Raw genomic sequence first — 21,642 nt, 5'->3', positions numbered from 1 at the left:
CTGATGATGCAGGCGTTTTGAGGAAATTTAAGTACGAATTGTACTGTTTTTGAATTCTTCAATGCGGTGTTTGACCTGTAACCACTCTTCACCCAGTGCTAAATTTTCGCTGATATTCAATACTGGAATCTTGCCACGCATACGTTCCAGACGTTGTTGGTTAGGTATAGCAAAATCTTGAATGCTGTCGAGAGCAACAATTGCTGCTGCACGGTCATTACAAACCAGTCCCATATCGCAGCCTGCATTTAATGCTGCCTGAATTCGGGCATCTGCACCACCTGCGACACAGGCAGCTTGCATACTTAAGTCATCAGAGAACAAGACGCCATCAAAGTGAAGCTCTTGGCGTAACACGGTTTGAATCCAGTGTTGAGAAAAGCCTGCAGGATTGGCGTCGACTTGCGGGTAAATCACATGTGCAGGCATGAGGGCATTGAGGTCAGGCATGAGCTGAATAAAACTCTGCATGTCATGTGCATAGATTTCTTCATAACTGCGCGAGTCAATTGCTGCAGCAACATGTGAATCGGCTTTGACTGAACCGTGACCTGGAAAATGTTTGCCTGTGGTTGCCATCCCTGCAGCTTGCATACCCTGCATAAAAGCGCGTGCTAGTGGAGCAATGTCTGCGATATTTTTAGCGAAGGCGCGGTCGCCAATCACATCGCTAATGTCATTTAAGTCCAGCACGGGTGCAAAGCTAAAATCGATACCTACTGCTAAAACTTCTGTTGCCATGAGCCAGCCACATTGCTGTGCTAAGGTTAGGGCATGTTCAGGTTGCTCAAGAAAAAGTTCGCCAAAACGTCCCATTGCAGGCAATAATGTAAAACCCTGTTTCAGGCGTTGAACGCGCCCACCTTCTTGGTCAACGGCAATCAAGATTTCAGGGCGAACACTACGAATATGATCGGTCAAGGCACGAACTTGTTGTGGTGACTCAATATTACGTGCAAACAGGATTAAACCGCCCACTTGAGGGTTTTTCAGTAATTCAATATCTTCTAGAGTCAGGGTGGTTCCTGCGATATCGAGCATCAACGCGCCAATCATAAGAGCTTCCGTTACTGGGTGAATGCAAATAGAGATTTAATTTTGCAATGATTTGCTACATTTTGTCAGCACAGAATATGATAAAACTACACGACATGGTACAAAGACTTTGATTAAGATCATGAATATTCAAGTCTAATTAAATATTATTGCTATGTAATTTTTGGTGAAATCCAAGGAAGCACGATTAATATATGAAACTTCAAACAATCGCTTGCGCAGTTGCACTGGCAACAGGTGGTCTATTTTTTACTCATGTGATTAATGAAGCGGCTGCTGCGACCAGTGCGGATTCTGTTGTATCGTCAGTACAACCAACTCAAGCACAGAAATTGGTGACACGTCAGCTTGCAACCTTGATTGATCGCCAACACTATCTGAATATGCGTCTCGATGCCAATACGTCCAATCGTATTTTAGGCATGTATCTTGATAGCCTAGACCCAGACCATACGATTTTCTTGGCATCTGATGTTGCCTCGTATAAACAAAAATATGGTGCAACCCTAGGAGCAGCGCTTAAAGCTGGTGATTTAACCGCGCCTTATGCGATTCATGCCCAGTATCGTCAGCGCTTAAAAGATTTTTATAGCTATATGCTGGCTGAGCTGAAAAAACCACAAAACCTAGAACAGAAAAATAACTATATCGACACTGATCGTGAAAAAGCGCCGTATTTTAAAACAGAAATTGAGCAGCGTGATTACTGGCATAAAATGCTGCTATCACAGCTAATCAACCTGACGATTAGCAAGCAGGAAGATCTGGCGAAACAAAAAACTCTTAAAGCAGACCCTTCTTTGGCGCAGGGGCTGGATTTAAGTTCTGAAGATTTAACGCCTGAGCAAACGCTAACCAAGCGTTATACTCGCCAGTTAGAGCGTATAGGTCGTAGCAAGAGTGACGATGTTCTGGATAAAATCCTGAACTCCATGACACTGACTTACGATCCACACAGTAATTATTTCCCACCTACTGATGCAATGGAATTGAATCGTCAAACCACCTTGCAGTTAGAAGGGATTGGGGTCTCGATTCGACCTGAACGCGGTAATGAAGACTATACTAAAATTGAAACCATTGTAGATGGCGGGCCAGCGAGCAAGTCTGGTCAGGTCAAGGCGGGCGACCGTATCATTGGTGTTGCCCAAGGCGGTGACAAGATGGTTGATGTAGTTGGCTGGTCGAGTCAGGAAATTGTCGGATTGATTCGTGGTAAGCGTGGCACCAATGTCACCTTAAAACTATTGGGTGCAGGTGCGCCAATGAGTCAGGCACGTACAGTGACTTTGTCACGTGATGTGATTAAAGAAGATGATCAGGGCGTGCAATCACGTGTTGTGAAAGTTAACCGTGATGGTAAACAACATACTTTTGGTGTCATTGAAATCCCATCGTTTTATCTCAACTATCGTGCACGCCGTGATGGCGCGGACTATCGTTCAGTATCCAAAGATACCAATGATGCTCTGAAAGCACTTTCAGCACAGAATGTTGAAGGGATTATTATTGATTTGCGTAATAACCCTGGTGGTTCACTTGAAGAAGTGTCACGTATGATTGGTCAAGTGATTAAGTCAGGTCCAGTTGTACAAATTCGTGATGGTAATGGTAACGTCAACGTCTTTGAAGATAATGATGCGGGTCAACAGACCTATGCGGGACCTTTGGCCGTGTTGGTGAACTTGGCATCGGCTTCGGCAAGTGAAATTTATTCTGCTGCAATTCAGGATTATGGCCGTGGTATTATTATTGGTAGTACAACGACAGGTAAAGGTACCGCGCAAGTTCAGCTAGACTCTTTGGCTTATGGTCAGGCAACGTTGACTCAGCGTAAATTTTATCGAATTACGGGTGGTAGTACGCAAAATAAAGGTGTGATTCCAGACATTAAACTGGTTGATATCTGGAATGATGAGTTTGGTGAGCGTAAAGCCAAAAATGCCTTGAAATGGGACACAATTCCAACAGCACCATTTAAGCGTGAAGGTGTAATCAAGCCGTATTTACCTGAACTAGAAAAACTTTCAACGCAGCGTGTCACTCAAGATCCTCAGTTTAGCTATTTGGAAGCTCGTCGTGCGCTTGCCAAGAAAACTGATGATGAGAAACGCCTGCCTTTGAATCTAGATCAGCGTAAAGTTGAACTTGATACTTTAGAAAAGCAGACTTTGGATGCTGAGAACTTACGCCGTCAGCAAACAGGGCTCACACCGTATAAAGACTGGAGCAGTTATCAGGCATCGCTTGATGCGCTCAGTGAAACACGTGCTAAATTGAAAGCCAATCTACGTCCAGCGTTACCCGAGGAAGAAGCTTTTGTGACTGAAGCAGCCAATGTATTGCTTGATTACGCAAGATTGCAGCAACAAAAATCGGGCAATTAATTAAGCCATAATATAAAAAAGCTCGGGAATTAACCGAGCTTTTTTATAAATATAATCAGGTAAGTTTGTAAAAATATCATGAATTAATTTAAATAAATTTCAAAATAAAGGGTAATCTTTAATTTTTCTAAAAAATTAAAAATAAGTCATTTAATACCTAAATAAAAATAACCTGCATGCCGATTAATAATAAAAATTATAGGTGAATCTATAGGTTTCTTTCACGAGTTGATTTAATTTTTATTATACATCATTGAGATATGTTTCAATTTAACCCAGTAATTAAAAGAAAAAGAGTGTAAATCAAACCATTACGAATGAAGGATTGTGTAATTGTAAGTTTTAAATGTTAGTTTGACATCTTATAAAAAATGGTTTTTTGATACTGCCACCAATATGAAGCAAAGTAAATTTTTAAGATATTCTTGAATAAACCGACTTAGGCATATTTTTTTAAACTAAAACAGATTACTATAAAATATAAATTCGATTTTGAAATAACCATGATATTTACTTTGAATTTGCATTAAAAATGATTCTGTTAACATCTGATCATATTTTTTTCAGGTTTTTATGAATAGGCTTTTGAAAAAGAAGCAGGTCAATTACAAAAACAAATTTGGGTATATGAAATGACAGAACTCAATGATCACGTCAATTTTGTTGTGGGTGCTATGATTGTAGCCATATTGATCTGCTATGCCATGATTACATTACAAGGGGTATTGTTTAAATTTTTTTTGTATCAACAGCATAGGAAAACCATCATTTTAATGAATGTTATTTTTTCTGCATTCGTTGTGTGGTCTTTACAGTTTTTTGGTATGTGGATGATACAACAGTCAGATGGCGTTCTTATGCATAAATGGCTGTTACTCCCATCATATTTAAGTATGTTAGTCGCTGCGCTAGGCGCTACTTGGTTACTGATGCGGCCTAAACTTGAGCGTTATGCTTTAGGTTTGGGGGCTATTGGCATTGGAAGTGGTGTTTTTTTGATGCATTATTTTACCATGATGACCTTCATTCCTTCAAAACAGGCATTTCAATATGATGCCTTGTGGATTGGAATTTTAATCATGATTGCGGTTTTTGGATCTGGAGTGAGCTTATGGTTAGCTTTTAGGTTAAAAAATGTGCAAAATAATGCCTTTATCTTAAAAATAGCTGTCGCTTTTATGGTGGCTTTTAGTATTGTAGCAATGCACTACGCGGGCATATGGGCGGCGCATTTTAATATAAAAAGTAGCCATGTACTTCAAACAACAACATCTGGTCATATTGTGATACTAGGTATAGTAATTGTTGCCTGCCTAATTCTGATTGCTGCATTTTTTGTGGCATTACTAGAATTAAGGTTGGAAGAACGAAATCGTCAACTGACAGAAGTTCATAAAGAGTTAACGCACTTAACAACGCATGACACTTTGACTCAGTTACCGAACCGTTTGTATTTAAATGATTATGTCAAAATGATTTTGGCTGAGCATCGTTTGCATCGTCAGCAAATTGCGGTGATCTACATTGACTTGGATCGTTTTAAATCCATTAATGATGCATTTGGTCATCATGTGGGGGATCAGTTGTTGGTGCAATTTGCCAATCGCATCACTGAGCAAATCGCAGAGCGCCAGACCTTGTTACGCATTAGCGGAGATGAATTTTTGCTGATTGCTGAGCATTCTTCTGTTGCACAGGCAGAACAATTAGCACAAAAAATTCTGACCGATATTCAGCATGGTTTTAGTATTGCAGGACGTAATATTAATATTACGGCAAGTATCGGTATTGCCATGTACCCTGAGCATGGTGAGCATCTGCAAGAATTATTAATGCATGCAGATATTGCGATGCAGGCATCTAAAGAGCAAGGGCGTAATACCTATAGTGTTTTTAATTACAATATTGAGGAATATGAAGAACGTCATCAATCCAAACTGATTAATGATCTCTTTAAGGCAATTGAAGAAGATCAGTTTGTTTTATTTTATCAGCCGAAATTTAATAAATACCGTAAAATTTGTGGTGTTGAAGCATTAATTCGCTGGCAGCATCCTAAAATGGGACTGCTTGGTCCAAATATGTTTATCCCCTTGGCAGAAAAAACAGGATTAATCATTCCTTTGGGATATTGGGTCATGGAGCAGGCATGTAAACAGATTCAATTGTGGGAACAACAAGAACAAAACTTTTATCCAATTTCGATTAACTTGTCCGCAGTTCAGGTTGAGCATAAATCACTGATACAAACTTTAAAGCAGTATATTGAAGAATATCAGATTGATACAAACCATTTGATTATCGAAATTACTGAAAGCACTGCCATGCATCATATTGACTCAAGTATCGAGATTTTCCAGAAAATCCGTAAGTTAGGTGTGAAACTCTCGATTGATGACTTTGGTACAGGCCACTCAAGTTTCTTATATTTGAAAGATTTGCCAGTCAATGAACTGAAAATTGATCGGGCTTTTATTAAAGATTTACATCGTGGTTCAAAAGATGAACTGATTTTAGCCAGCTTGATTCAGCTCACCCGAAATTTGGGTTTAACCATTACGGCTGAAGGCATTGAAACTGAAGAACAACTGGAAATTCTCAACCGTTTAGGCTGTCAGCAATTTCAGGGCTTTTTATTAGGAAAACCATTTCCTAAAGAAGTGTTAGAACACAAATTTGGCATATATACCAGTTAAGAAATGCCAAGGCAGTTAGATGGTTTATAGACTGACTTCATTTCTACAGCTGGCTTTATATCGTTAAAAGTGAGTCGAACCAAGATTGGGTATCGTAGGGAATACATGAGATTGATGATGTGCGCCCTAGAATATTCATGAACCCATTTAAGGGTAGTTCAGCGAGTATTTAGCATTATCAATAGTCTGAATTAAAAAATGATGGATGAAGTCTATTCATTTATAAGAGTGAATAGTGTTTTCAATGATGCTATAAATCGTCTCAAACTCACTATCACTTAACCAAGCCGAATTAGAAATACTAAAACACCTTTGCGTAAAACTTTCTGCTTGCGGCAAAGATGTATTTAAATGAGCGAGATTAGGATATTGATGTATCGCTCGTACAAATAATTTGGTTACACCCAAGCCTTGCGTCCATAGCTTGGCTAAAATGGCATGTGCTAACTCAGGTCGATCTGCAAGTAATAAAATAAATGGAAAATTAGAGCTACTTTCAGCTTGTTCTTCAAAAACCTGAATGTGAGGTAATTGTTTGAGTCTTTGAATTCTAGATCTTGCCTGATGCTGTGCTTTGTGCCAATGCTCAGCTAATCGGGATATCGCAGAAGCAGCAACCTGACTTCTCCATTGACCTAAGCGATGAACCGAAATGTTATTTTGATCGAAATTATCTCCAACAGCCGTAATTTCATCATTATTTTTTAAAGCACGACGTAAATGATTTCCATAAATCAGGCTAAGTGTTGAAGGTCGATACAAAAAAGTATAACCGACCAACTCGATCATCCTTTTCAATTCCCAGTCTTTGAGCACAGGCAAATCTTGACATGCGGCATGTAATTTTTGCTGCAATTCTGGATGTTTACTAAATAAGATCCCACCTTCTGCGCTGGTGAGCCCCTTACCGAAAGCAAGGCTAAAAAAGCCGATGTCTCCAAATAACCCAACACTTTGATGATGATACTGAGCACCCATGGCTTGGGCTGCATCTTCAATCATATAAGTTTGATGTTGATCTGCGATGTGTTGAATACCTTCCAAATCACAGACTAAACCTGCTATATGGGTGGCAATAATTGCCAATGTGTTCGCGTTTGTTTTTAATGCGAGTTCGTTCAGATCATAATCAAAATGATCTTTTTTCAGATCGCATAAAATAGGCGTTAAACCAAGCTTTTCTATGGCTAATGGTACTAATGGGCATGTCCAGGCAGGAATAATGACTTGGTTTTTTTGAGGATGCATCGATTGTAGCGTCTTTAACGCAACCATCAAGGCAACAGTTCCTGAGCAAGTCAGCGCTGGCGTCGGTATTTGTAAAAGGTTGGCGACTGAACTCGCCAAATCATATTTATGCCCAAAAGAAACAAGATCCCTAAATAAAATAGGTAGACCATTTGTAGGAGGGATCTCTGTGCTCATAATTTAAGAATGGATGTTATACGGGACGTTTTCTACATCTGCTTTAGATTCATCTCTAGCTAAAAAGAAGACACCAGAAATGATAAATAAAGCGCCGATGATTTTAATTAAAGTGAGAGGTTCATTAAAGAGCCAGATTGAAAGTATCGTGACACTAATCAATTCGAGGTGTGAAGCTGCAAAGGCAGGGCCGACTGGTGCATATTTTAATAGTGTCATCCAGGTAAAAAATGCGCCGATATAGCCGACAAATGCCCCATAAATCCAGGGATGGGAAAATACTCGAATCAGCCAAGGAAGGTCAAATGAAAGTGGCATGGCATGCACAGATGCAAATTTGAAACTGATCTGTGCCAGAGTATCAAACATCATGAGCACTAAAAAGCCAATAATATAAAAAGATTTCATGCGCCTAACCCTACAATAGTGACGCCAATCGAAATTAGAACGACACCTATTAATCTATTTCTGGATAATTTTTCTTTAAAAAATAGTCGTCCGGCCAGCATAATCACCACAATATTGATGCTGCCTAGCATGATGCCATCAGATAATGGCACAAGAGATAAAAAGGCAAGCCAAGCAATAAACTCAAAAACGTAACAAAAAATTCCAATCCAAAGCCATGGTCGCTGGAGCATGGCTTTCCAGTGTTGCATACCCGCGTGTTCTGCACTTTCTGAAGCAGCTGCTTTAAAAGCAAGCTGCCCAACGGTATCAATTAAAATAGTGATAATCCATGCGCCAGTAACCAGTGGACTCATGCAATATTCTCTAATTCATGATCCAGTTGTGATGACTGGACGGATGTTTTAGGGGGGCTTTTGATGAATTGACTATCAATATTTCGTATAAATTTTAACGATTCTTCAATCACCTGCTTACGATCATTATCAATCGTAATCATGTGGTAACTATTTTTAAGCCAGACGACTTGTTTTAATCCTGATACACGATCATAGATGATCTGGCTATTGCGACGATGTGAAATATCATCATTATAGGCGTGTAGGCAAAGAGAGGGCGCTGTAATTTTACGCAAGTTTTTTCTGACATTGCGTGATAAGCGCTGCAACTGATATAAAGAATGCCAAGGATTACCAGGTAATCCAGCTTCACTACTATCACCACTATTCATTGCATTTACGATGCGAGCGCGTAGAGACTCGTTACAAATACCGTAAGGTTCAGCTTCATCAAATGTATTATGACGACCGATGTTTAAATGATAAACAATTGGCAGTGCAATTGGTGCAGCAATTTTTGACCAAAGCGGAATACTCCAGCCATCATACTGAAATGTGGGGCTATAACAAATCACACCATTCAAAGGATGTTCAGAGGCATATTTTAAAGCCAGTAGTGCACCCATAGATAAGCCGCTGACATAAATTTGGTCAACGTGCTGTTTAAGTTTCTCGGCACCCTCACATACGCTAGCATACCAGTCTTCCCAACGGGTTTGAACCAGATCTTCGATATCACCACAGTGGCCTGCCAGTTGAACACCGTAAACGCTGTAACCTGCCTGATGAAATGAACGGGCAATCCCACGCATTTCATTGGGTGTGCCTGTTAAACCATGAATCAGTAAAATACCAGTACGATTACCAGAAAGAAAAAATGAATTATCTGAAATCATACTGTCACCACGGCTAAACGACCATGCTTTTCATCGTTATGAATCAGTTGCACCAATTGCTCCTGAATTTCAATAAACGATTTAAATGCAGTATGTTCAATGCTTTTCCCAATACAATGATTAATCAGGGATTTTTTTGCAAAAACATAATCTGCTGTTTCCGCAAGGCAAAAGTCTGAACGACCATCACCAATCAAAATGATCTGTTCCTGGAAATGTTGTTCGGCTACTTTACATTTACATGTTCCACTTTGACTGATACAGCGTGGATTTGTATTTGGAAATTCAAGTTTCCAGTTGCGCTCGCTTACTTGAACCAAGTGATTTGCAATAATAGGTAAATGTGCAAGATCATACTTTTTTAAAATATATTTAATCACGACATCCATGCCATCACTCACAATGGTTAATGGAATCTTGTGTGCGGTTGTCATGTTTACAAAATCAATAAAACCTGTATCAATTTCAATATTATCTAGGCATTGATAGAGTTCATTTTTAGACATGTCGAGTAATTCAATCTGACGCTGCATACAGATCTTAGAGCCAATCTTCCCTTGTTCCCATTCTTGTTCTATTTCTACCCAGCCTGGTTTTGCAAAAGTTTCTAATAATTGGTCCGTTGTATCATTTAAACTAATCGTCCCGTCAAAATCACATAAAATATGCCATTGAGCCGAAGAAGGGAGATTGTGACGGATAAGGGACATATATGCCTCACAGCGTTTAACTATTTTTTCTTCAGCAGGTTGAAGAAAATTTGATTTGCAACATATCGCTTAAACCTTAAATATTCCTTATATCTCAGGTCAAAATCTAAAAAGTCTAGGTGGTATTTATGTTTGATAACTAATGTGCTAGAAGCTAAATATTTGAAAAATTAGTATATATTTTGGAATTATGCCAAATAATGAAATATATAGAATATTTGAATGAAATTTTTATTTTTGTATCCAATTTGTGTCAAATGATTGATAAAAAGAATAATAGATATATTTTGAGCATCAATCAAAATTTGGTCTAATTTTATGATTAATTTATTTGTTAGAAGCAATAAGATATATTTTTTTATCTTAATAGGACTAAATTCTTGGTGTAATTATAGCTATGCAGGGGAGCCTGTTGCTCTGAGTGTAGGGCTGAATACTTCTCTGGATTTTCAAGCCTATAAGGGAAAAACGGCTTGGATGAGTGTTTTACCGACTGCTTTCTATGACAATAAAAAAATTTATATTGAAGGTGACGAGCTCGGGGTCTATCTCTTAAATAATGAGCAGAATCAATTCAGATTAAATGCCTATTATGATGATAGTTATTTTAGCCCTTCTGGAAAATTAAATGCTTTAAGAACAAGAAAATGGTCTGTCATGTCTGGTGCAAGTTATATGCGAATTACGCCATTTGGCGGATTTAAAGCACAAATAGGTACAGATATTTTATCTCGAAGCAAAGGAACCGTAGCGACACTTTCTTATTTAGCTGAATTGAATACTGGGAAATGGTCTTTTTATCCAGAGATTGGTTATCAGTGGAGTAATAGTCAATATAATGATTATTACTATGGTGTGACTGCATCGGAAGCACGTAATAGTGGGGTAACCGAATATCATCCTAAGGATAGCCTTCAGCCCTATATGGATTTGAACTTTAATTATAATTTAAATAAAAAATGGAATGTTTTTGGCGGGGTGAATATAAATTATTTATCAAATCAACAATATAGAAGTCCTATCGTTAGAAATCGTATAGATTTTTCACCTTCTTTAGGGATAGTTTTTAAATTTTAAGCTGAATTTCAGAAAACTGCTTTTAAATTTTGCGCAGTAGAAATGAACAAATGTGCTTCTATTTCGGTTGAAAAGACCAATGGAATACATCGAATAATTGAACAGTAAACATACGGTATAACTACCCAAAAGGATAGGTCTCATGACAATTAATGAAGCTCAACTATTAGCAGATGAGGCAAAATATTGCTCTCATGGAGATACTGTTCATTATGTAAATCCCCCAAAGATTTTTACAGATTGTCAGGGTAGTTATGTGTTTGATGATCATGGGACGCCATACCTTGATCTACAAATGTGGTATTCAGCAGTTAATTTTGGTTATAAAAACCCACGCCTAGATCAAGCATTAATTAATCAAATTAATACATTGCCACAAATTGCAAGCCAATATTTGCACCCGACAAAAATTGAACTCAGTAAAGTGCTTGCTGAAGATATCTTGAAGAAAACAGGGGTGCAGGGCCGTATCCATTATAACGTTGGTGGTTCTCAGTCAATTGAGGATTCTCTTAAGTTAGTCCGTAATTTCTGCAAAGGCAAAAGCAGAATGTTTGCCTTTGAAGGTGGTTATCATGGACGTACATTAGGTGCGTCATCGATTACTTCTAGCTATCGTTATCGCCGTCGTTATGGCCATTTCGGTGAACGTGCTCAATTTATTCCTTTCCCATACCCATTCCGTCGTCCAAAAGGTATGACACCAGAAGAATATGCAGTCAAACTGGTTGCAGAATTCCGCCGATTATTTGAAAACGAATATCATGGTGTTTGGGATCCAAAAGTTCGTGAAAGTGAATTTGCAGCGTTCTATATTGAAACAATTCAGGGCACTGGTGGTTATGTCATTCCACCAATGAATTTCTATCCAGAACTGAAAAAAGTGCTGGACGATCATGGTATTTTACTTGTGGTTGATGAAATTCAAATGGGCTTCTACCGTACTGGTAAACTATGGTCATTTGAACATTTTGATATCACACCTGACGTCGTTGTCTTTGGTAAAGCACTGACAAATGGTTTAAATCCATTGGCAGGTGTTTGGGCAAAAGAAGAAATGATCAACCCTGTCACTTTCCCAGTAGGCTCTACACACTCAACATTTGCTTCAAACCCGCTAGGTACAGCGGTTGGTCTTGAAGTTATGAAAATGCTTGCTGAAAAAGACTATGAAAAACAGATCATGGAAAGTGGTGCTTACTTCCTCGAAGGTTTGAAAGATCTTCAAACACGCCACTGTGAAATTGGTGATGTTGATGGTTTAGGTTTGGCGCTTCGTGCTGAAATTTGTCAGACTGATGGCTTTACTCCAAATAAAGAGTTGCTTGATAAAATGGTTGATATCGGCTTATCTGGTACGCTTGAGTATGAAGGCAAGCAATGTGGTCTAGTGCTGGATGTTGGCGGATACTATAAAAACGTTATTACATTTGCACCAAACCTTGAAATTTCTAGAGCTGAAATTGATCAGGCAATGGTATTGCTAGAGCAATTATTAGTTCGTGCAAAAAAAGAGCTTTAATCTAAAAAAGTTTAGCTAGGCAGTATGCATAATCTATTTTATGTATGCTGCCGAACATATTCTTGAGATTAAAAAAGAATAGTTGAATGATCATTTGGCTATTCTTTTTAATATTATAAATATACTTCATCAATCTTATGGTTATGGTGAATTTAAGTATATTTGGAAACTGATATTTTTTTACACTTATTGGGTTGAAATGAATAAGTTAAAAATCATATTAACTTTTGGTTAAAACGTATTGAATAAATATGAGTGTAGAAATTAATCTTAATCAATTAGAGCCAAAATCTTTAATTGACGCCTTTTTAAAATATCCACCAGAAACTTTTGAGATGCGAAGCTCAAAAGAGGATTTGCCATATTTTACGACGCAGTTTAATTTATTAACTACATTAGATATACCTATTCGACAAAAAATTGAATCTATATTGGGATATAAATTTTGGGGGGAGTTACTTTATCTCTCCACGTGTTTCATCGGGACAACAGTCACAGAGTACACGGTTTTACCGCAAAATTATCAGATTGATGAAATTGTAGAAAATCTGAAAAAAAAATCAAAAAACAACACATTAACTATTATTAAAGATTTGCCATTAAATTCGCCATTATTAACACAACCTGAGAATCAATATAGCCAAAACCTAATTCATGCTGCTGAGAAATTAGGTTTTCTATCTTTAGAAGGCCAGGCTTTGGCTTATGTTGTAATTGATTTTCAAGATCGTGAAGATTATTTATCTCGATTTTCTAAAAGTCGGCGAAAAAATTTAAAAAGAAAACTAAAAAGTCTGGATGAGCTAAGATTAGAAGTTGTAGATACAGGGTCTGATATTTTTAAAAATCACGATTTTCGTGTGCATTTATATCAACTTTATTTGGCTGTTTATCATCAGAGTGAAATTCATTTTGATTTGTTGCGTTCAGAGTTTTTCGATGAAATTTTACAAGACCCGAATAGTGGCGGAAAAGTTTTTCTCTATTGGAAAGATGATATTTTAGTGGGTTATAATATTTGTTATGAATATAAAAATAATCTCATCGATAAATATATTGGTCTAAATTATGCATTAGCGACCGATTATAATTTGTATTTTATTAGCTGGTTTGTCAATTTGGACTATGCGAAGAAACATAATTTAAAATTCTATATCGCGGGTTGGACTGATCCAGAAGTGAAATCAAAACTTGGGGCAAGTTTTACCTTTACGCGGCACTTGGTCTGGATTCGTCAACCTGTACTCCGTTTTATTTTAAGAAAGATGCGCCATTTATTTGAGTCGGATACGCATTGGTATGAGCAATCTCAGGAGTCAAAATCATGAACAATCAGCATATGCGGCAGTCCATTGTTCTCAATTTTGATGATTCGACAGGGATTCCTGAAAATGCATTTAATCTCAATCTGAATTCTTGGCAAGAGATGATTCGCTTTGGTTGTAAGTGGAATCAGTTTCATCAGCTCTCTAGTTATTTAACGGATCAGTTACCTCAAAATACAACGTTGGGTTGCACATTAATTGGGAGTGGGGACTATCATCACATCACTCAATATTTGCTCAATAGACTCAAAGATGCTGAACCATTTCACTTAATTGTTTGTGATAACCATCCAGATAATATGCGTTACCCATTTGGGATTCATTGTGGATCTTGGGTGTATTGGGCGAGTTTATTACCGCAGATTGCACGTATCGATGTGATTGGTATCGGTTCAAGCGATATTGGTTGGAAACATGCTTGGGAAAATCATTGGTCACCACTTCGCCATGGGAAGCTGCATTATTGGAGTATTCAGCAAAACGCCAGTTGGACCCGATGGATTGGAGCCTCAGGCGCCTGGTTTAATTTCCAAAACCCAGATGATTTAATGCAAGAATTTTTATCACAAATATCATCGTTAAATTTAAAAACCTATCTCTCTATTGATAAAGATGTTTTATCAAAAGATGTGGTAATGACCAATTGGGATCAAGGGTTTTTCTTAGAGCATCATTTAAAAGATTTAATTACACAGCTTAAAGGGAAACTTATTGGGGCAGATATTACAGGTGATATTTCAGAATATCGTTATCAAAGTTTTTTTAAGCGCTTTTTAAGTGCATCTGATGGTCAGAGTGAAGAGTTATTAGAAGAAAATATTAAATTGTTTCAAATTAATCAAAAAAAATTAAATAAAGCTTTAATTGAAATGATTAATCAAAGTTGGGTGAATGATTGATTTTGTTAAAATATAAATTGAAGTAAATAACTCGATATCAAAAATATAGAGCATATTTAATTTTACTTATTTGATTTACTTATTGAATTTTAAAATATATAAAAACATTGATATTTATCGAATCTGTCAAGTCTTTAGCTATTAGAAAAATAAGAATATAATCTCGAATAATCCAATTTGGATAGTAAGAGTATGTCAAATAAAAAAATAAGTAGCCTTGCACTGGCTGCTCTAGGGGTCGTGTATGGAGACATTGGTACCAGCCCGCTCTACTCATTTAAAGAAGCCTTTTTACATGGCCTTGCTTTAAATGAACTAAATATATTATCGGTTTTATCAGCATTCATTTGGTCGGTTCTTCTGATTGTTACTGTTAAATATATTAGCGTGGTGATGCAATATAATAATAATGGTGAGGGGGGCGTTTTATCACTATTAGCATTAGTTTTGAAAAAAATAAAACCAGGCTCTAAACAAGCTCGTGTAGTTTTATTACTTGGGTTATTTGCAGCGGGTTTGTTTTATGCTGATGCTTTTATTACGCCTGCAATCTCTGTGCTTTCAGCAATCGAAGGGACAGAGCTGATTACCATACAGTTCAAATCATGGATTATTCCAATCACCATTAGCGTATTGATTATGCTTTTTTTGTTTCAGCGTTATGGAACCCAAAAGATTGGAGGATTATTATTTGGGCCAATCATGATTATCTGGTTTTTAACGCTTGGTATATTAGGTTTAAAAGAAATATTTATAAACCCTGCTGTACTATATGCTTTTAATCCATTTTATGCAGTGCAGTTCTTTTTTAATCAACCCAAGGAAGGCATATTTTTATTATCAGCAGTATTTTTAGCATTAACTGGTGGTGAAGCTCTATATGCCGATATGGGGCATTTTGGTGCACGTGCGATTCGTGTCGCATGGTATGGTTTAGTTTGGCCAAGTTTAACTTTGAACTATTTGGGGCAAGGTGCTTTATTAATGCATGAGCCTAGTGCAATTAATAATCCATTTTTCCTGCTTATGCCTTCATCAGGTTTAATCTTTTTAGTTATTCTTGCAACTTTCGCAACGGTTATTGCATCACAAGCAACTATCTCGGGAACATTTTCACTGACATTAGAGGCATCTCGGTTAAGTCTTTTGCCCCGAATTAATTTTTTACACACATCTGATCAAGAAAAAGGTCAGGTCTATATTCCCTTTATTAACTGGTTAATGTTGCTAGGGGTTCTGTTTCTTGTTATTACATTTAAATCATCAGGGGCATTGGCATCAGCCTACGGTCTTGCTGTATCAGGAACGATGTTAATTACAACGATTCTATTGATTTATATGCAACTGCTATATAAAGCGTCTTATTTTAAATTATGTTTACTCGGGTTGTTCCTGATTATTGAAATTGGTTTTGTTATTTCAAATTTGACCAAAATTGCAACAGGCGCTTGGTTGCCAATTTTAATTGGATGCGTAGTATTTTCGATTCTCTTTATTTGGCAAAAAGGAATGCATTATTTAAAAGAAGAGCGTCGGAACCAAAGTTTGAATTTGGATATATTGCCTAATATATTAAATCAGGGAATTCATAAAGTTAGTGGGACTGCTATTTATTTAACTTCGGATAAGGATCTGATTCCAAATGCTTTACTGCATAATTTAAAGCATTATCAAGTTATCCATGAATATAATATTTCTTTAACTGTTGAAACCTTGAATTCTCCTTATGTTCCTCAAGAAGATAAAGTGAAAGTGAATGAAATTTTTGATAATTTCTATCAAGTCACAGTTTATTTTGGCTTTAGAGAATATCCTTATTTAGTTCCATTGATTGAAGGGTTAAAGTTACATGATTGGAAGTTTGATTTAATGTCAACAACCTTTTTTGTTTCAGATACCATTATTATTAATAATGGGAACTTTTTAAATCATGTCGAATTTAATGTATTTAATATATTGTTTAGACAGGCTGGTGAAATTCATCAATATTTTGGATTGCCACCGAATAGGACAGTTCAGTTAGGCACACAGGTCGCTTTGTAGGATTAAATAATTTTATTCACGATCAGTATTTAAGAAATGAATAAAAAAGGTGCTTCAAATATTGGAGTGCCTTTTTTATTGAGTAAGGCTTGTTTTATTCATCTGTTTTTTATGTTTATAGAACAATAAAATAGTATCAATCATAAGGAAAGGCGTTTAATCAACACAGCTATTTGCTTGGTTTAAAGTCTTTCGATGCCAATTCGGCTTGAGTTGAATTGATCGATAATTGATGGCGGTTCTCGTATTTCAGCGGATCTACTGATTTTAATTCTATCTGTGACAAAATTTACATCTATTTAATTTTTAGATTATTTTGAAATGCTTAGACGAGTGAATACTGCAAAACAGGCAATATGCTTTCAAAATTTAATTCAATATGAACCGTTTAGGCAAATCAACAATCAATCAACAGAAATTCTTAAATCTGCTACAATGGCGCCAATTTTGAATCCTTATATTTTCTGTTTTGTACTCATGTTTAAATAGGTACAAAACTGCGTACATATTGAAGATTGCTCTCATGTTTAAAGATGAATTGGTGGCTCAGGTCGCCCAACGCCGTACATTTGCTATCATTTCCCACCCCGATGCGGGTAAAACCACGATGACAGAAAAATTGCTGTTATGGGGGAAAGCCATTCAGGTTGCAGGAATGGTGAAAAGCCGTAAGTCCGACCGTGCAGCAACTTCTGACTGGATGGAAATGGAAAAAGAACGCGGGATTTCCATTACCACCTCCGTGATGCAGTTTCCTTATAAAAACCATGTGATTAACTTACTTGATACCCCAGGGCATGAAGACTTCTCAGAAGATACTTACCGTACTTTGACGGCGGTTGACTCGGCGTTGATGGTGATCGATGGTGCAAAAGGGGTCGAGGATCGAACTATCAAATTGATGGAAGTCTGTCGTATGCGTGATACGCCGATTATTTCTTTCGTCAACAAAATGGACCGCGAAATTCGCGAACCTCTAGAGTTACTTGATGAAATTGAAAACGTGCTGAAAATTCAATGTGTGCCGATTACCTGGCCATTGGGGATGGGGCGTGATTTCGCAGGTGTATACAACTTATTAGAAAATAAACTTTACGTATATAAAGCTGGTTTTGGCTCAACCATTACCGATATTGAAGTCCGTGATGGTTATGATTATCCTGATATTCGTGAAAAAGTAGGTGAATTGGCATTTGCTGCATTTGAGGAATCACTCGAATTGGTGCAAATGGCAAATGAACCGCTAGATCGTGAACTGTTCTTGCAAGGCAAACAAACCCCCGTCCTGTTTGGTACGGCGTTGGGTAACTTTGCAGTAGATCATGTCCTAGATGCATTTATTCAATGGGCGCCAGAACCAAAAGCGCATCCAACGCAAGAACGTCCTGTTGAAGCAAGCGAAGAGGGTTTCTCTGGGTTTGTCTTTAAAATTCAAGCCAATATGGATCCGAAACACCGTGACCGTATTGCTTTTATGCGTATTTGCTCAGGAAAATACGAAAAAGGCTTAAAAATGAACCATGTTCGCCTTGGTAAAGAGGTACGTATTTCAGATGCCTTAACCTTCTTGGCAGGTGAACGTGAGCATTTAGAAGAAGCGTGGCCAGGTGACATTATTGGTTTACATAACCATGGTACGATTCAGATTGGCGATACTTTTACCAGTGGTGAAAACCTACATTTCACGGGGATTCCACACTTTGCCCCAGAAATGTTCCGCCGTGTACGTTTGAGAGATCCATTGAAGTCGAAACAGCTGCAAAAAGGTCTCAAAGAGTTGTCTGAAGAGGGCGCAACACAAGTGTTTATGCCACAAAACAGCAATGACCTGATTGTGGGCGCGGTCGGTGTACTTCAGTTTGACGTGGTTGCTTACCGCCTGAAAGAAGAATACAAAGTGGACTGTATTTATGAGCCAGTTAACATCAACACGGTGCGTTGGGTCGCTTGTGATGATGAAAAGAAATTCAATGAATTTAAGAAAAAAGCGCATGACCAATTGTCTGTCGATGGCGGTGGGCATTTGACTTATCTTGCACCGAGCCGTGTGAATTTACAGATCATGCAAGAGCGCTATCCTGATATTCAGTTCCGTAATACTCGCGAACACTAAGTTGAGTAATATTAAAAACAGCTTCTTTTGAGAGGCTGTTTTTCCAAAATGGATCAATGGACTAAATACATGAAACAACAGCAAACAGTCATCATGGCAATCTTGTCGAGCGTATTGTTACTGAGTGCATGTCATAAAGAACCTGCCAAACAACAAGAACAAGCAGCCAGCAGCACACAAAATAGTAATCCCGATGTGTTGCCTTATCTCGATATTCAGACTAAACGCGCTGAATATGCATTGCCATTTTGCGAAAAGAAAAACTGTATTGATATTGATATCCAAAGTTTAGTTACTAAAGATACGTGGCTTAATCATTGGATTACGACAAATCAGAGCAAAGTGGTACAAGCCCAGATTGATTTAAAACAAAACTTAAGCCTGCAACAGGCGATTAACGCTTATGTGAAAAAGTCAGATGCCTGGCAACATGAATTTTCAGCCAATCAGCCATATCGGTTACATATACAGACCCGTGTGGCTTCCCAGCGTAATCAGTATGTTTTGCTCCAGATGCAGGTGAGCAGTCGGCAGGCAGATGTCGAAATTAAAGAACGCCAATACTTCTTTGTTGCTGACCGTAAACTGCAAAAAGACCTGAGTATTTTGGATGTGATTGAGCCTAAACAACAGGTGGCATTTGATGTGATCGTTCAAAGTGCCTATCAGCAATGGCTGAAAAAACAGACCAAGAATGTACAGCTCGCTGCGCCAAAAAAATTGCACTGGGGACAAGCTGACTGGTTTTTCGATGGTGAAGGCGTAGGGTTACATTACCGTGCCAATGAAATTGTGAAAGATGCCAAGCAATTGGAAATTTTCCTGAACAAGCCGCAAACCCAGCAAATGCTCAAAGCTGATGTTTTTCACAAAATGTTTTAAAAAACAATACAACACTGTGAGCGAAATAGCGTTATTTTAATTTAAAGCATGACAATAAAGGCGGCATTGATGTTGCATAAAAATCTCTCGATCCTATTCTCTGTATCGGTGCTTAGTGCGAGTTTATGCTTGAGTGCCTGTCAGAAACAAAATGATGATGCCGAGCAGTCTGTCTCGGCTCCGAAAGCGGTTCAGGTAAAACCCAAACCTGCACCATTTGAGTTTACTGCCAATTTAGACAATATCCCTGTACAGCTTCCTGCCTGTGAAGGCAACAATTGCCCTGAGTTTCAAGTGCAGCGTTTAAAAACCAATTATGCCTTTATTGATCAGCAGGTGGATGCGGCAATTATTGCGACCTTACGCGATACTCTGGATTTAAGCATGGTTAATCCAGCAGCTTCGGAACTTGTGGCATCAGAACCTGAAACGACCGATGTGCATCAGCAAGTGCAGCAATATGCCAAAGCTTTTTTAGCACTGGATCAGGAACTGAAAAAGATCAATGCCAATCCGCAAATCAGTTTTCATGTTCAGCCCAAAATTTTGCGCAAACAGGATTATTTGGTTACGGTACAGCTCAATTCGGATAGTTTCTTGGGTGGAGCGCATGGTGCTGCCGCACAGCAATATTTAATGTTTGATTTGAAACATCAGCAGCAGCTTCATTTGAATGACATTTTATTGCCAGATCGTAGAAATGCTTTGTTAAAACAGTTGCATCAGCAGTTTGCACAGTGGGTCGAGGCGCAAAAACTGGCAGACAATGTTCAAGAATATGAAGATGCTTGGCCATTTAAACTCACGAATAATTTCTATCTCAGCTCGCAAGGTTTGGTGCTGCAATATGCCGAATATGAAATTGGACCTTATGTGGTCGGGATGCCAAGTTTTACTATTCCATACGCACAGTTAAAAGGGATTCTTAAACCTGAATATTTACCAAAACCAGAGATAACGCAGACCAAAACTGCCAGCAAAGTTCAGCATTCAACATGAGTTTGGCTTTATTTGATACTCATACCCATTTCGATGTTCCCGAGTTTGATCCAGATCGGGAAATCTTGGCACTGGCTGCGAAAAAGGTTGGGGTGAAGGCTTTGGTGTTGATTGGGTTTATCGCATCACGGTTTGATGATTTATTGGCGACATATCAACAACTTCAGCAGTGGAGTCATGTGCCGCAAAGTTATCTGGCGCCTGGGTTACATCCATTTTATATCGAGGAACATCAGCCAGAACATTTACAGCATTTAGAGCATATGCTGAGACAGCAAACCTGTGTGGCGGTGGGAGAAATTGGTTTAGATACCTTTTTAAAACAGCATAAACAGCCTGAATTATTAGAAAAACAAAAACAGTATTTTACGGCGCAACTGGAACTGGCACAGCAGTTTGACTTACCTGTGTTATTGCATATTCGTAAAAGTCATGCCGATGTTCTGGCACTGTTAAAAAAACAGCGCTTTCGGCAAGGCGGGATTGCCCATGCTTTTAGTGGTGGTATCGAAGAAGCCAAAGCTTTTATTCAGATGGGTTTTAAGCTGGGTGTTACAGGGCAGATTACCAACCCGAATGCGAAAAAACTGCATCAGGTGGTGCAGGCTGTGGGTGCTGAACATCTGGTTTTGGAAACCGACTGTCCTGATATGACGCCACTTTGTTGTCAGGTTTTAAGCGAGCAGCGCACACGCAATACGCCTGTGAATTTACCTTTTGTACTCGAAGGTCTGGCACAGAGCCTGAATCTGCCTGTTGAGCTTTTAGCTGAAAAGCTTTGGCAAAATACCTTAGATGTTTTGCCGCTTGCAAAGACCAACATGCTCTAACCAAAACAGAACACTTCTCCAGTTAAATCGGCATAA

17 protein-coding genes are annotated in these 21,642 nt (G+C 38.1%); 11 read left to right on the top strand and 6 right to left on the bottom strand.

The features are described from left to right. Window positions 1-27: 27 nt before the first annotated feature. Window positions 28-1,056, bottom strand: coding sequence for a beta-N-acetylhexosaminidase (gene nagZ, locus F975_RS12415; RefSeq protein WP_004753819.1), 1,029 nt, complete (start codon window positions 1,054-1,056; stop codon window positions 28-30). Between the two features lie 194 nt (window positions 1,057-1,250). On the opposite strand from nagZ, the gene F975_RS12410 reads away from it, so the two are divergent. Then, window positions 1,251-3,443: a carboxy terminal-processing peptidase gene (locus F975_RS12410; protein WP_004753817.1), complete on the top strand. Its 2,193-nt coding sequence runs from the start codon at window positions 1,251-1,253 to the stop codon at window positions 3,441-3,443. Between the two features lie 632 nt (window positions 3,444-4,075). Then, on the top strand, window positions 4,076-6,139 hold the full coding sequence (locus tag F975_RS12405; protein ID WP_004753815.1) for a bifunctional diguanylate cyclase/phosphodiesterase: 2,064 nt from the start codon (window positions 4,076-4,078) through the stop codon (window positions 6,137-6,139). 216 nt (window positions 6,140-6,355) lie between these two features. Here F975_RS12405 and F975_RS12400 read toward each other — a convergent pair whose 3' ends face one another. Genes F975_RS12400 through F975_RS12380 form a run of 5 tightly spaced genes read right to left on the bottom strand, consistent with a single transcriptional unit; the run spans window position 6,356 to window position 9,916 of the window. Beyond that, a complete protein-coding gene (locus F975_RS12400) occupies window positions 6,356-7,564 on the bottom strand; it encodes a DegT/DnrJ/EryC1/StrS family aminotransferase (protein ID WP_004753813.1) in 1,209 nt (402 codons plus the stop codon). Window positions 7,565-7,567: 3 nt separating this feature from the next. After that, window positions 7,568-7,972 carry a DMT family transporter gene (locus F975_RS12395; protein ID WP_004753811.1) on the bottom strand — a complete coding sequence of 135 codons (405 nt, stop codon included), beginning with the start codon at window positions 7,970-7,972 and terminating at the stop codon, window positions 7,568-7,570. Beyond that, window positions 7,969-8,328, bottom strand: a complete 360-nt coding sequence (locus F975_RS12390) for an EamA family transporter (RefSeq protein WP_004753810.1) — start codon at window positions 8,326-8,328, stop codon at window positions 7,969-7,971. The genes F975_RS12395 and F975_RS12390 overlap by 4 nt, the downstream gene beginning before the upstream one ends. After that, entirely contained in the window at window positions 8,325-9,206 is an 882-nt protein-coding gene (locus F975_RS12385) for an alpha/beta hydrolase (protein ID WP_004753809.1), read from the bottom strand. The genes F975_RS12390 and F975_RS12385 overlap by 4 nt, the downstream gene beginning before the upstream one ends. Continuing rightward, window positions 9,203-9,916 carry an MtnX-like HAD-IB family phosphatase gene (locus F975_RS12380; RefSeq protein ID WP_004753806.1) on the bottom strand — a complete coding sequence of 238 codons (714 nt, stop codon included), beginning with the start codon at window positions 9,914-9,916 and terminating at the stop codon, window positions 9,203-9,205. The genes F975_RS12385 and F975_RS12380 overlap by 4 nt, the downstream gene beginning before the upstream one ends. Window positions 9,917-10,234: 318 nt before the next feature. Here F975_RS12380 and F975_RS12375 point away from each other — a divergent pair, with 318 nt between their 5' ends. The 9 genes from F975_RS12375 to F975_RS12335 all read left to right on the top strand — a co-directional run bounded on the left by F975_RS12375 (window position 10,235) and on the right by F975_RS12335 (window position 21,606). Beyond that, window positions 10,235-10,993: a MipA/OmpV family protein gene (locus F975_RS12375; protein ID WP_004753805.1), complete on the top strand. Its 759-nt coding sequence runs from the start codon at window positions 10,235-10,237 to the stop codon at window positions 10,991-10,993. A gap of 142 nt (window positions 10,994-11,135) precedes the next feature. Beyond that, window positions 11,136-12,515, top strand: coding sequence for an aspartate aminotransferase family protein (locus F975_RS12370; RefSeq protein WP_004753803.1), 1,380 nt, complete (start codon window positions 11,136-11,138; stop codon window positions 12,513-12,515). Between the two features lie 251 nt (window positions 12,516-12,766). Next, window positions 12,767-13,843 (top strand): GNAT family N-acetyltransferase, encoded by a 1,077-nt coding sequence (locus tag F975_RS12365; RefSeq protein WP_004753801.1) that lies wholly within the window; start codon window positions 12,767-12,769, stop codon window positions 13,841-13,843. Continuing rightward, window positions 13,840-14,739, top strand: coding sequence for a hypothetical protein (locus tag F975_RS12360; protein WP_004753798.1), 900 nt, complete (start codon window positions 13,840-13,842; stop codon window positions 14,737-14,739). Before F975_RS12365 ends, F975_RS12360 begins: the two co-directional genes overlap by 4 nt. A gap of 192 nt (window positions 14,740-14,931) precedes the next feature. Continuing rightward, the gene (locus tag F975_RS12355; RefSeq protein ID WP_004753796.1) at window positions 14,932-16,782 is read left to right on the top strand and encodes a potassium transporter Kup; all 1,851 of its coding nucleotides are present in this window, start codon (window positions 14,932-14,934) and stop codon (window positions 16,780-16,782) included. A 523-nt stretch (window positions 16,783-17,305) separates the two neighbouring features. Beyond that, window positions 17,306-18,895: a peptide chain release factor 3 gene (locus tag F975_RS12350; protein WP_004753795.1), complete on the top strand. Its 1,590-nt coding sequence runs from the start codon at window positions 17,306-17,308 to the stop codon at window positions 18,893-18,895. A 69-nt stretch (window positions 18,896-18,964) separates the two neighbouring features. Beyond that, complete coding sequence (locus F975_RS12345) at window positions 18,965-19,777, top strand: hypothetical protein (protein WP_004753793.1); 813 nt, start codon at window positions 18,965-18,967, stop codon at window positions 19,775-19,777. A gap of 69 nt (window positions 19,778-19,846) precedes the next feature. Then, window positions 19,847-20,776 (top strand): RsiV family protein, encoded by a 930-nt coding sequence (locus F975_RS12340; RefSeq protein WP_004753791.1) that lies wholly within the window; start codon window positions 19,847-19,849, stop codon window positions 20,774-20,776. 2 nt (window positions 20,777-20,778) lie between these two features. Further along, window positions 20,779-21,606, top strand: coding sequence for a TatD family hydrolase (locus F975_RS12335; protein WP_171063186.1), 828 nt, complete (start codon window positions 20,779-20,781; stop codon window positions 21,604-21,606). The last annotated feature ends 36 nt before the right edge of the window (window positions 21,607-21,642 follow it).

The organism is Acinetobacter brisouisimilis (assembly GCF_000368265.1).
In the GTDB taxonomy this organism is placed as follows: Bacteria; Pseudomonadota; Gammaproteobacteria; order Pseudomonadales; family Moraxellaceae; genus Acinetobacter.
Note: the sequence above shows the minus strand (reverse complement) of the source record. Positions and strands in the feature narration are given on the sequence as shown.

Excerpts from the sequence above, each read along its gene's own strand:
- nagZ (WP_004753819.1), bottom strand. The coding sequence starts at position 1,056 with ATGATTGGCGCGTTGATGCTCGATATCGCAGGAACCACCCTGACTCTA.
- F975_RS12410 (WP_004753817.1), top strand. The coding sequence starts at position 1,251 with ATGAAACTTCAAACAATCGCTTGCGCAGTTGCACTGGCAACAGGTGGT.
- F975_RS12405 (WP_004753815.1), top strand. The coding sequence starts at position 4,076 with ATGACAGAACTCAATGATCACGTCAATTTTGTTGTGGGTGCTATGATT.
- F975_RS12400 (WP_004753813.1), bottom strand. The coding sequence starts at position 7,564 with ATGAGCACAGAGATCCCTCCTACAAATGGTCTACCTATTTTATTTAGG.
- F975_RS12395 (WP_004753811.1), bottom strand. The coding sequence starts at position 7,972 with ATGAAATCTTTTTATATTATTGGCTTTTTAGTGCTCATGATGTTTGAT.
- F975_RS12390 (WP_004753810.1), bottom strand. The coding sequence starts at position 8,328 with ATGAGTCCACTGGTTACTGGCGCATGGATTATCACTATTTTAATTGAT.
- F975_RS12385 (WP_004753809.1), bottom strand. The coding sequence starts at position 9,206 with ATGATTTCAGATAATTCATTTTTTCTTTCTGGTAATCGTACTGGTATT.
- F975_RS12380 (WP_004753806.1), bottom strand. The coding sequence starts at position 9,916 with ATGTCCCTTATCCGTCACAATCTCCCTTCTTCGGCTCAATGGCATATT.
- F975_RS12375 (WP_004753805.1), top strand. The coding sequence starts at position 10,235 with ATGATTAATTTATTTGTTAGAAGCAATAAGATATATTTTTTTATCTTA.
- F975_RS12370 (WP_004753803.1), top strand. The coding sequence starts at position 11,136 with ATGACAATTAATGAAGCTCAACTATTAGCAGATGAGGCAAAATATTGC.
- F975_RS12365 (WP_004753801.1), top strand. The coding sequence starts at position 12,767 with ATGAGTGTAGAAATTAATCTTAATCAATTAGAGCCAAAATCTTTAATT.
- F975_RS12360 (WP_004753798.1), top strand. The coding sequence starts at position 13,840 with ATGAACAATCAGCATATGCGGCAGTCCATTGTTCTCAATTTTGATGAT.
- F975_RS12355 (WP_004753796.1), top strand. The coding sequence starts at position 14,932 with ATGTCAAATAAAAAAATAAGTAGCCTTGCACTGGCTGCTCTAGGGGTC.
- F975_RS12350 (WP_004753795.1), top strand. The coding sequence starts at position 17,306 with ATGTTTAAAGATGAATTGGTGGCTCAGGTCGCCCAACGCCGTACATTT.
- F975_RS12345 (WP_004753793.1), top strand. The coding sequence starts at position 18,965 with ATGAAACAACAGCAAACAGTCATCATGGCAATCTTGTCGAGCGTATTG.
- F975_RS12340 (WP_004753791.1), top strand. The coding sequence starts at position 19,847 with ATGTTGCATAAAAATCTCTCGATCCTATTCTCTGTATCGGTGCTTAGT.